Source organism: Treponema zioleckii (genome assembly GCF_014737315.1).
GTDB lineage: Bacteria > Spirochaetota > Spirochaetia > Treponematales > Treponemataceae > Treponema_D > Treponema_D zioleckii.
Window position 1 is genome coordinate 1 of the sequence record NZ_JPUF01000023.1, and the last position, 11,704, is coordinate 11,704.

Annotated in this window: 9 protein-coding genes; 7 read left to right on the forward strand and 2 right to left on the reverse strand. The window is 40.2% G+C overall.

Annotated elements, in window-relative coordinates; translation table 11 throughout:
* The first annotated feature begins 506 nt into the window (after positions 1-506).
* The 6 genes from murC (at position 507) to JI65_RS07645 (ending at position 7,523) form a co-directional block, all read left to right on the forward strand.
* Positions 507-2,006: a UDP-N-acetylmuramate--L-alanine ligase gene (gene murC / locus JI65_RS07620; RefSeq protein WP_191014789.1), complete on the forward strand. Its 1,500-nt coding sequence runs from the start codon at positions 507-509 to the stop codon at positions 2,004-2,006.
* Between the two features lies 1 nt (position 2,007).
* Positions 2,008-3,342 carry a glycoside hydrolase family 3 protein gene (locus JI65_RS07625; protein WP_191014790.1) on the forward strand — a complete coding sequence of 445 codons (1,335 nt, stop codon included), beginning with the start codon at positions 2,008-2,010 and terminating at the stop codon, positions 3,340-3,342.
* A 67-nt stretch (positions 3,343-3,409) separates the two neighbouring features.
* Positions 3,410-3,904 carry a prolyl-tRNA synthetase associated domain-containing protein gene (locus tag JI65_RS07630; RefSeq protein ID WP_191014792.1) on the forward strand — a complete coding sequence of 165 codons (495 nt, stop codon included), beginning with the start codon at positions 3,410-3,412 and terminating at the stop codon, positions 3,902-3,904.
* 54 nt (positions 3,905-3,958) lie between these two features.
* Positions 3,959-4,417, forward strand: a complete 459-nt coding sequence (locus tag JI65_RS07635; protein ID WP_191014794.1) for a YunG family protein — start codon at positions 3,959-3,961, stop codon at positions 4,415-4,417.
* Between the two features lie 188 nt (positions 4,418-4,605).
* Positions 4,606-4,740, forward strand: a complete 135-nt coding sequence (locus JI65_RS17770; RefSeq protein WP_191014797.1) for a DUF1653 domain-containing protein — start codon at positions 4,606-4,608, stop codon at positions 4,738-4,740.
* A 56-nt stretch (positions 4,741-4,796) separates the two neighbouring features.
* Positions 4,797-7,523 (forward strand): UvrD-helicase domain-containing protein, encoded by a 2,727-nt coding sequence (locus JI65_RS07645; protein WP_191014800.1) that lies wholly within the window; start codon positions 4,797-4,799, stop codon positions 7,521-7,523.
* A 168-nt stretch (positions 7,524-7,691) separates the two neighbouring features.
* Here JI65_RS07645 and thrC read toward each other — a convergent pair whose 3' ends face one another.
* Together thrC and JI65_RS07655 are read right to left on the reverse strand one after the other, a co-directional pair.
* A complete protein-coding gene (gene thrC / locus JI65_RS07650) occupies positions 7,692-9,107 on the reverse strand; it encodes a threonine synthase (RefSeq protein ID WP_191014802.1) in 1,416 nt (471 codons plus the stop codon).
* 44 nt (positions 9,108-9,151) lie between these two features.
* On the reverse strand, positions 9,152-10,171 hold the full coding sequence (locus JI65_RS07655) for a hypothetical protein (protein ID WP_191014804.1): 1,020 nt from the start codon (positions 10,169-10,171) through the stop codon (positions 9,152-9,154).
* A gap of 261 nt (positions 10,172-10,432) precedes the next feature.
* On the opposite strand from JI65_RS07655, the gene alr reads away from it, so the two are divergent.
* A complete protein-coding gene (alr, locus tag JI65_RS07660; protein ID WP_191014806.1) occupies positions 10,433-11,593 on the forward strand; it encodes an alanine racemase in 1,161 nt (386 codons plus the stop codon).
* Positions 11,594-11,704 lie beyond the last annotated feature (111 nt).

Consider the following 11,704-nt stretch of genomic DNA (forward strand, 5'->3'; position numbering starts at 1 on the left):
GCGTGCGAGCACAAAACTGCCTTTCCGAGTTACCGCCGTGCTTGTCGCGGCAACTCGGAAAGCCCCTGCAAGCCCGCCCACCCAAGCGCGAGTTTTTCGGTAGAAAACTTGCGGAAAAACAATTTCTCTCATGACTCCCCAAAGTTGCGAGTGGCGTGCGAGCAACAAAACTGCCTTTCCGAGTTACCGCCGTGCTTGTCGTGGCGACTCTGCTCACCCCTGCAAGCCCGCCCGTTCAAGCACAGATTTTCGGTAGAAAACTTGCGGGAAAACAATTTCGCTCATGTCTCCCCAAAGTTGCGAGCGACGCGCGAGCAACAGAACTGCCTCTCCGAGTTGCCGCCGTGCTTGTCGCGGCGACTCGGAAACCCCTGCAATCCCGCCCACCAAAGCACCAGTTTTTCGTTAGAAAAACTGGTGGGAAACGCAAAAGTTGACTTAAATTTTCAAAATAAACTTGTAGCGTTTCCGTTGATAACGAGATTGAAAAAGGGTAAAGTATCCTTATGTCAAATATAAAATTACCAGAAGATTTTAAAGGTGTTCACTTTCATTTTGTGGGCATTAAGGGAACCGGAATGGTTGCCCTCGTTGAAATATTGAATGCTCGTGGTGCCATAATAACAGGTAGCGATGTTAGCGAAAGATTTTATACGGACGAAATCCTGGATAAAATCGGTTTGAAGGCTCTTCCGTTTGCTAGTTCGAATATAACGGATTCGGTTCAGTTCGTAATTTATTCAAGTGCATATTCGCCAGAAAAAAATCCAGACCTTATTGAAGCAAAAAAACGTGGCCTTCCTATGCTTTTGTACACTGAGGCACTTGGTGCAGTGAGCGAAACTGCCTATTCAAGCGGTGTTTGTGGCGTTCACGGAAAAACCACTACGACAGGACTTGTAGGAACGCTTTTAAAAGAAGTTGATTTGCCGTCGCAGGTTCTTGCAGGGTCTATAATCGCAAGTTTTGGAAATTCCTGCACAATGAACAGTTCTTCCTTCAAAAAAGCTAGCGAAAACGGCGAAAAAACGTATTTTGTTGCAGAAACATGCGAATATCAGAGACATTTTATGGCATTCGCCCCTAAAAAAATCATTCTCACCTCGGTTGAGAGCGACCATCAGGATTATTATCCGACTTACGAGGATATTCGAAATGCTTTTGTTGACTACATTTGTAAACTCCCTAAAAACGGTCAGTTGATTTATTGTGCCGATGATGCTGGTGCCGTTGAAACAGCCAGAATCGCCGCAAAAAAACGCGCGGACATAGAACTCATTGCGTATGGCGAAAAGGCTTCTGGCGATTATCAGCTCACTTTTGGCGAAGTAAAAAATGGCAAACAGTATTTTTCTCTAAAAGGTTCTGGCGAGTATAAAATTTGCGTTCCGGGCGAGCACAACGTTCGTAACGCATCAGCGGCAATCGCGCTTGTAAATGAGATTTTAAAAGAAGCCGGAAAATCTCCGCTTGATTATTCAGAAAAACTCCGTGCGGGACTAGAAAACTTTGCGGGCGGAAAGCGTCGTAGCGAAATCGTGGGCCGGGCAAAAAACAAGCTTGGGCAGGACGTAATTTTTATTGATGATTACGGCCATCACCCGACGGCAATAAAAACTACGCTCGACGGATTCAGAAAATTCTATAAAAATCATAAAATCATCGTTGACTTTATGAGTCACACTTACACGCGCACTCAGGCATTGCTTGAAGAATTTGCGTCAAGTTTTTCTAGCGCGGACAAGGTTATTATCAATAAGATTTATGGAAGCGCGCGCGAAAATGCCGATGCAGCGTCCGTTACAGGCGAAATTCTTGCCGAGCACGCAAAAAAATATCATTCTGACGTTACATACGCAAAAGAATTTGATGAGGCTGCAAAAATCGGTCTTTCGATGCTTCAGGAGCCAAGCGGCGAAAATTACCCGGAAGGTTATATTTTTGTAACGATGGGCGCCGGTGACAACTGGAAAGTCGGAAAACAGATTCTTGAGTCATTGCACTAAAATGAGTGGAAAGTTTGTTATGGCGGTCGGAAAAAAAACTTCAAAGCGATTCCTAAAAATTACGTTGATATTTTTTCTCTCTGCCGTCATTTCATGCGCCACCAGCAGCAACCAACTTTCTCCGGCAGAGCCTTCGGAAGAATCTTTGTCGAATGAAAATCAGTCGGAAGATTCTTCTGCGGCCCAAATTGAATCAAATTTTTCTCCCTTCTCCGAAAAAGAAAACCCTTCGAATAATCAAAAAAAATCTAGCAAGAATAAGGCTTTAAAAAATCAGAATGACGAAAGATTAAGAAAAAAAATCGGTCAGCTTTTTGTGATTCGCCCGGAATCAATTGATTCAAGAATCACCGCAAAAGATTTGGCTCAAAATCCTTCCCGCGGAACTGCTGATGTTTCAAGCAAAATGGCAGCGTTTTACAAAAAATATCCTGCCGGCGGATTTTGCATTTTTGCCCGGAATATTCGTACGCCGGTGCAATTAAAAATCTTTACAAAGCAGTTGCACGGCTTAAATCCTTCAAAATCACCTTTGCTCTACATTGATGAAGAGGGCGGCGTTGTTGCCCGGCTTGCTAATTCAAAAGGATTCAATTTGCCTCAATACAAAAATATGAAGTCGATTGGCGACACGAATAATACGGACAAGGCTTTTTCAGCCGGAAAAAATATTGGAAGCTACTTAAAGCAATATGGTTTTGACATTGATTTTGCCCCTGTTGCCGACGTGAACACGAATCCCGACAACCCGATTATTGGTAGTCGTGCGTTCAGTTCAAATCCTGTGCTCGCAGGAAAAATGGACGTTGCATTTTTGAAGGGGCTTCATTCAGCAGGTGTTTTGGGCTGCCTAAAGCATTGGCCTGGGCACGGCGACACAAAGACCGACACGCACGTGGGCTACGCGGAAACAAACAAGACTTGGGCACAGCTAAAAAATTGTGAAGTGATTCCGTTTAAGGCGGGAATCGAAAATAACCTTCAGATAATCATGGCGGCACACATTTCGGCTCCAAAAATCACGGGAAATTATCTTCCTGCAACTCTTTCAAAAACGCTTTTGACCGAAAAACTCCGCAAAGAACTTGGTTTTAAGGGCGTGATTATTACAGACGCAATGGAAATGGGAGCGATTGCAAAAAATTACAGCTCTGGCGAGGCGGCGGTTCGGGCAATAAAAGCCGGAGCGGATATAATTTTGATGCCCTTAAATTACGTTAACGCATTTGAAGGAGTGCTTGCCGCCGTTAAAAGCGGCGAAATCAGCGAGCAAAGAATCGACGAGAGCATAATGCGAATCGAAAAGATGCGTAAGTCATTAACCGTCCTCTTCTGATGAAAATTACGAACTTTATGAAGGCAAAAAAAACTGTAGGATAAAAAGAGTTTGGAGATACCGGAAAGTGAGCGAGACTGTTGATATTTTTAAGATACTGGCAGAACTGAAGATTCCTTATGAAAAGCAGGAACATAAGGCGATTTTTTCTGAGGAAGATTCAAAAGATGTTGTAATCACTCTTGAAGGAATGGACGTAAAAAATCTTTTTGTAAAAGATAAGAATAAAAATTACGGCCTTGTGAGCATGAATTTGCACAAAAGGGCAGACCTAAAAAAAATAGCGGAGCAGTTTGGATTCGGAAGACTCAGTTTTTGCAATCCTGATGAACTCTTGTTGTATCTGAATATCACTCCAGGCTCTGTAACGCCACTTTGCATCATGTTTGATACAGAAAAGAAAGTAAAAGTTCTGTTTGACCAGAATTTTGAAGGAAAAAAAGTGATAATCCATCCCTTACGAAATACAGCATCTGTTAGCATAAGTTTTGAAGATTTAAAGCGGTTCACAGAGCATTTTGGTCATAAGTGGCAGCTTTGCGATGTGTATAAAGACGAATAAATAATAACAGAGACTTTTCGGACAATGAATGAACTAAAACTTTGGAGATAAAAAATGAGAGTATACAAATTTTATGGCTGGCAGACAGCTGATTGTAAGCCAGTTGATTCAGTTTTTAAAACGATAGAAAATCCCCGTCATTTTTATGACATTCTAAGCGAAATCTGGTGTGCGGATACCTGTGCCCCTCGAATGCGGGAAAAGTGGACAAGAGAAAATCAGACTCTTGGCCAGTGCTCTATTACGGCTTTTTTGGCACAGGATATTTTTGGCGGAAAAGTTTATGGAATCCCTCGCGAAGGCGGAAAGAATTTTCACTGCTACAACGCAGTTCCTCTTCCGAATGGCGGAGAATGTATTTTTGACCTTACGAGCGAGCAGTTCGCTGACGAAAAACTCAGTTACGAAAACAATCCCGAACAATTCCGCGAAGTTCACTGGCAGAAAGGAGAAAAACATCAGCGATATAAATACCTAAAAGCCGAATTATTGAAGAAACTAGAGCAAATGTAAAATGTCAGAAGAAAAATGGGAAGTCAAAATCCACGGAATCGATAAACACTTTGGGAACAAGTATTACATCGTTGAGGTAGGGAGCCGGTCGCGTAGCGAACGAACAACTGAGAGTTGTTCGTATGCGAGTCTCGGTCGTAGCCATGCGAAGACCGTAGGCTTTTCATTCGGAAACCAAGGAAGAATATGTGGTTTATCGCAGGCTCTACGGAGACAATTCGCTCTGGATTCGGGAGAAGTGGATGTTTTTGAGCGAGGTGGATCACAAGAAGTACCCTGATGTAAAGCAGAAGTGGCGCTTTGAGCTGGTGGAAGAAGTGTAAAATAAGTTTGAATGTGTATTATTTTTTTAAGAATTTATATAATGTAAGATATGCCATTGCCTTTTATCGGAGTAGGAATTGCTTCTTTAGCGGTAGTTATTTGCATTGTTCTCTTATCTCGTAAAGCTGCTAAGAAGCATTTCCTTGAACTTGTTGAGCAGTCAAAAACAGACTTTCCAAAAATTGAAGAATTCTTTTCTTCGTTAAACACACTTTCCGAACATTACATAAGTAAGTCCGATGAGCAGGTTTTCAAACAGCAGTGGGAATCTTTTTATACAGAGATTCAAAAAAGACATTATCCATCAAAGCTTCCGGATTATGAGAAAATTGCTTACTTCTTAGAGACTTTTTTAAATATTAACTTGGAGATTTCAAATCGAAATGACGTATTTCTGCAAAAAGAGATGCGAGAAAGCGATAGTTTACTATCTAATATAGATGGAAAATCACTTGATGAGCAGCAGCGAAAGGTTGTTATTTCTGATGAAGACAAGACTCTTGTTTTGGCTGGTGCTGGTTCTGGAAAGACATTAACGATTGCCGCAAAGGTAAAATATCTTTGTGAAGTTAAGAATATTGCCCCGAAAGATATTCTATTAATCTCATTTACTAATAAATCTGCTGCAGAAATGACAGAACGTATCCAGAATAAACTTGGCATACCTGTTGAAGCAACAACTTTTCATAAGTTAGGTCTTGATATAATCAAAAATGATTTAGGGTATAGGCCTGAAGTTACGGATGATTTGACGACTTTTGTTCATAACTTCTTTGAAAAAGAACTGCTTAATCATCCTGATTTAGTTCAGTCCCTTACGGAATACTTCACTTATTATCTTGACATTCCAGAAAACATGGAAGACTGTGATAGCCTTGGGGAACTGTATGAACGAGAAAAGTCAGCAGACCTGGAAACATTAAAATCAAAGTACGATAGGGAACATTTCATCAAAGATATCAGCTCTGAAAAGGCAAAAAATCTTACGACTCTTAATGGAGAGCGAGTAAAAAGTATTGAGGAAACAAAGATTGCAAACTTTCTTTTTATGCATGGTGTAAACTATGAATACGAGAAACTTTATCCTTTTGAAAGCGATGAGACAAACAGAAAGGCATACAGACCGGACTTTTATTTAACTGATTACGATATTTACCTAGAACATTTTGGTATCAGCAGAGATAATAAGTGTCCTTGGCTCTCCGAAGTAGAAGAAAAGAAATATCTGGACGGGATTAACTGGAAACGTGAATTCCATAAGAAAAACGGTACCAAGCTGATTGAAACCTATTCCTATTACACTAAAGAAGGTCGACTTTTACCTGAATTAGAGAAGCTTCTTCAGTCAAATGGAGTTACATTCGAGCCCCATGATTTTACTGACATTTTTGAAACAATATATGCAAAGAAGAGCAATAAGTACTTCTCTGAATTCATAAAGCTTTGCTGTACATTTATCACTCTCTTTAAGTCTAATAACTTTAAGATGGAACAATTTGAGCTGATGAAAAAACAGTCTGCGGAGCTTGAAAATGACTTTTTGTATCAAAGAAATTGTATTTTCCTGGATATAGCACGTATTATTTTGAGTGAATATCAAAAGTATTTGGCTGAAAATAAATCTGTAGATTTCTCAGATATGATTAATGATGCAGCCGCTAAAGTTGAAGCCGGTGCTTCTATTCCCAAATACAGCTATGTGATTGTTGATGAATATCAGGATATTTCTCAGTCCCGCTTTAATCTCTTAAAATCAATAGTAACGGCAACCAATGCAAAACTTCTTTGTGTAGGCGATGACTGGCAGTCTATCTATAGATTTGCTGGAAGTGATATTTCTCTTTTTACAGATTTTGAACGATATCTTGGTTATACAAACTTATTGAAAATAGAAAAAACATATCGTAATTCGCAAGAACTTATAAATGAAGCGTCTAGATTTGTTACAAGGAATCCATTACAGCTTAGAAAGAATCTGATTTCAGGAAAAGAACTGAAATATCCTCTAGTATTCTGGGGATATGATAAGGAACCATATCCAGCATTGAGTCAGGTGATGCAAAGAATAATTTCTGAGTTCGGTCCTGAAAAATCTATTCTCTTGCTTGGAAGAACAAATTATGATATTGAGATTCTGAAAGCATCAGGCTTATTTTCGGTAAGCTGGCAGAATAGGGTAGAAAAATTGACATATCTGCCTTCTCCAAAAACTCCTGTTGCATTTCTTTCTGTTCATAAGTCAAAAGGGCTGGAAGCTGATAATGTCGTTCTTGTTAATTTCAAAAATGATAAACTTGGATTTCCAAACCAGATTGAAGATGATAAAGTTTTGAATTTTGTACTTACGCATGGAGAGAACTATATATTTGCAGAAGAACGCAGACTTTTTTATGTAGCAATAACCCGAACAAAGAACAGAACTTTTGTTTTGACTGATAATCAGCGACCATCTATATTCTTTAGGGAATTCAATGAATCAGAATCCTGCTGTTTTGTTCATATAAGACAAAATGATGATGCATCAAAAACTCATTGTCCAAGATGTAAAATCGGAGAATTGCTGAAAGTAGAACATGATGGAAAGAGTTTCATTGGCTGCTCAAATTATCCAAAATGCCGATATACACTGAACAATATCTCCATACTTTCAAGTCCTAAACAATGCCCTAGCTGTGGAGGCTTTCTTGTAAAACGAAAAGGTAATAGAGGTCATTGGTTCATTGGCTGCACGAATTATCCATACTGTGAACATACCGAACAGATACAAAAATTAAAAATATGAGAGAAGATATCTTTGGCGTCCAATGATATATTGTCCCATAAAATTCAAAAACTGTTGCATATATAGTTAATCATGGATTATTCAAATTAAATTGTGGCTGAAAAAAACTCCACATTCCCGCATGATAAACTCACTCGGAATTGTGGAGTTTTTCCGTTTAGGTTTTGCTTACTTCAAATTGGCAAGCAGCCATTCCTTAAACTTGTTGTAATCGTTTTCCATTGGAATAGCCTTGTCTGGAAGCGAGAGAACTTTCTCAAGTCTGTCTGGAATTGTTGGAGAAATTCCGATTGCGCTCTGAACTGTCGAAGAGAATTTTGCAGGGTGCGCTGTTTCAAGAATAATGCCCAAAGCTTCTTTTGAAATAACTTTATTTGCCCATTTTGGAATGTTTGGCGTAAGTCCTGGTTTTGTAAAATCATTTTTCTCACCGGCTACCAATTTTTCCATCATGCCGTTTTTAATGTCGCTCCATGCTTTCCAGCCGACAGCTCCGTGCGGGTCTACGGTGTATCCTGTTCGCTCGTAGCAATTCTTAATTGAATTGATGATTCCGTCATTGTCGAGCCAGTAAGATGCAAAAAGGCTCTTTACTTCGTCTAGGCTGTACATTGCGGCAATTCTCTCGTAATTGCTCGGTGCGCCAACGTCCATTGCGTTTGCGTAAGTCTCTACTGATGGGCGAGGCTCATATTTGCCCGTTGCAATCCAGTCTGGAATCGTGCGGTTTGAGTTTGTTGCCGCAACGAATCCTGTGATTGGCGCGCCCATTTCCCGTGCAATCAAGCCGGAAGTAAGGTTTCCAAAGTTTCCGCTCGGAACAACTGCTATGATTGCAGGATTCTCAATTTTACTGTCTCCCCAAGCGCGGCTTCGTACAACCAAACTTGAATACATGTAATAGAAACTTTGTGGTAAAAGGCGAGAAATGTTTATTGAGTTTGCAGATGAAAGTCTGAGTTTTGAGCGAAGAGCTTCGTCTGTAAACGCTGTTTTTACGAGCTTTTGACAGTCGTCAAACGTGCCTTTGATTTTTAATGCCCGAACGTTTCCGTCAAAAGTAGAAAGCTGCTTTTCCTGCAATTTGGAAACTTTTCCCTCTGGGTAAAGAATCGTAACGTCGAGTCCTGGAACGTTGTGGAACGCGCTTCCTACGGCAGAACCCGTGTCACCGCTTGTCGCAACAAGGATGTGAAGCGTGCTCGACTCGTTTCGGTTAAAGTAAGACATTACGCGAGCCATAAAACGTGCGCCAAAATCCTTAAAAGCACATGTTGGACCGTGGAAAAGTTCCAGCATGTAAGAAGTTTTGTCTACAGGAACGACAGGAGCTGAAAAAGGGTAAGCATCCTGAATGATTGCCATCAAATCTGAATCGGAGATTTCGCCCTCAACATAAGGTTTTGCCATTTCAAAGGCAATTTCTCTGAATCCTGGCTCCGGAGTTTTATTGATAAAACTTGAAGCCAATTTTGGAAATTCAACAGGAATGTAAAGTCCACCTGTATCCTTATTCATTCCGTTTATAACGGCGGTTCTAAAATCTGTTTTAACAGATTTATCACGTGTGTCTGTGTAAACCATTTTAGTCGTTCCTTCTTTTAGCGTTTTATTTGACTTGTTTTTAATTACATTGCGTACTGCATGTCCGAAACAATTTCTGTTGCAAGTGTTTCTCGGCATGTTTCAAGTGCATTCCAAGAATCTTTTGTTATTGTAGTTGTTTCGTGAACTGTGTGGTAAAGAATCGAGCCGTCTTTTAGGTCGATGCAAGTTATGTCGCCAATCAGCGTGCAAGAATATCCGCCGTCAACCTTTGAGATTTTTCCCTCGCCGCCAAATTTGGCAGTTCCGTAAATCACGAAATTTACGCGCGGAGCGTTGAGAGCCTTTGCGGATTCATAAATCTTTTTCTGGTCATTTGTAACGATTGCAGATTCAAGAGGTGCGTTTCCGATTCCTTTAAATCCTGCGCGCATGAGAGCCATAAGGAATTTTGACGAGGTTCTTGAAACATCCATCGATGCTTTGCCTTTTTCGTTGTATTCAACTACAGAAATCAATCCGCCTGAAGTTTTGAGGTTCGTTACAACCTGATATTTTGCAGTTGCGGTGTGTTCTGCTGCTAATTTTGCGATGTCTTCATTCTTTATGTCGCCAGCAGGGAAGAATTTTATCTCGCTGTTGAATGAAGTCGTTGGGGCCTTCGGCAAGAATGTCGCTTTGCCCTCGGTGTTGGTTGTTAAGGTTTCTTCTGCGAATGTAATGTCGTTTCCGTTTCGAGAAACCGGGTAAGAAACTGTAAGCTCAAGGTTTGCACACGGCGTTCCGTCAGATTTTGTTGCTTTAACTTCAAAAGGAGTTTTAAAAGCTGCGTTTTTTACCGGTGCGGCTGGCGAAGATGTAACTTCAATTTTTACGTCAGCAATTTTTTTTGAATATTCTGCAGTTTCCGTTTCGGTTTCTGAGACTGAAATATTTGCTCCTGGTTTTTTATCGTTGTTAGATTCTTTTTTTGCAGATTCCGTTGCTGCTACTGGAGTGTTTGGTGTTGAAGGGTCTTTTGGTGCTGATGCACAGGAAATTGTAAATAAAGTTGAAGCGACCAATACTAGGCAAGTCTTCTTGTTAACACGTGTGATTTTCATCTTAGCCTCTAGTGAATAAATAATATTTTCTACTATTGTAACAATATATAGAAAAATTTTTCGTTTAACAAGTTTTTTTCATTGTTTTTTCATTGATTGATGACAGTTTTTTTAGATTTTATGCGTGTTTATAAAGTGAAGTTTGAAAAATTTCAGTTTTCGAACTTCACTTACATATTTTTGTTTTTTTTAGTTTTGCAGAAAATATTCGTATCGCGCATTATTGAACATTTAAATTCATTGACCTAAAATAATCTTGTTATGAGAGCTACATTTGCAAAAATTTACATAAAAAATCTTCGTCACAATCTTAAAGTTATTCGTGAAAAAATAAATCCTTCGGCAAAAATGTGCGTGGCTGTAAAAGCTGACGCTTACGGACATGGGGCTGTTCGGTGCGCAAAAGAGGCTGTTTCTTTTGGTGCCGATTTTCTTGCCGTGGCAACAGTGGACGAGGGGGCTGAACTTCGGGCTGCAGGAATAAAAGTTCCGATTTTGATTTTGAGTCTTTGTCAAAAAGAAGAAATGGAAAATCTTGTAAAAAATGATATTACTCCGCTTGTTTTTGATGATGAATATATTGAACTGATTGAGGAAGCTGCTAAAAAAGCTGGCAAGACAAATTATTCAGTTCATCTTGCGGTTGATACTGGAATGGGAAGAATAGGCTGCCTTCCAAAAGATGCAGTGCATTTTGCAAAAAAAATTTCATCTTCCAAAAATCTGTCTCTTGGCGGAATGTGCACGCACTTTGCTGTTGCAGACTCTAATGTGGAAGATGATATTGAATACACAAAAAAGCAGTTTGAAAATTTTAAGTTTGCTTTTGAATCCGTGGAGCAGGCAGGAATCAATCCTGGAATCAGACACTGTGCGAATTCTGCGCTAACGCTCGATCATCCAGAAATGCATCTTGATATGTGCCGTCCTGGAATCATCGTTTATGGCTATTATCCAGACATGCTGGACAGAGCCTATTTTGAAAAAAAAGGAAATCCTGTTGATTTAAAACCTGTTATGGCACTTGTAACAAAAATTGTCGCAAAAAGACATTTTTCTAAAGGACAGTCAATTTCTTACGGGCGCACTTGGACTTGCGAAGATGATACTGAAATTGGTGTTTTGCCTGTTGGGTACGGAGACGGTTTTTTCAGATGTTTTTCAACGGCGAATTCTGGTTTAAAAGTTTCGATTGACGGAAAAGCTTTTCCGATTCGTGGAAGAATTTGCATGGATCAGTGCATGGTTGATTTGGGAAAAGATAGCAAAATTGACCGCTGGAGCGATGTGGTGATTTTTGGACCTGCGGAAAGCGGTGCTGTTCTTTCGGCACAGGAATTTGCTGACGCAACGAATACAATTTCTTACGAAGTGACTTGCGGCATTACAAAACGGGTTCCGCGCGTCTTTATCGAAGAATAGTGCAATATACGGCGGTTGAGGCTCTCGAAAGCGAAAGCAAATTTTAGTCAGTTTTAATGAATGCTATCTGACGCAGAGGACCACGAGGAGCGTGAGCCGACTCAAGCGCGA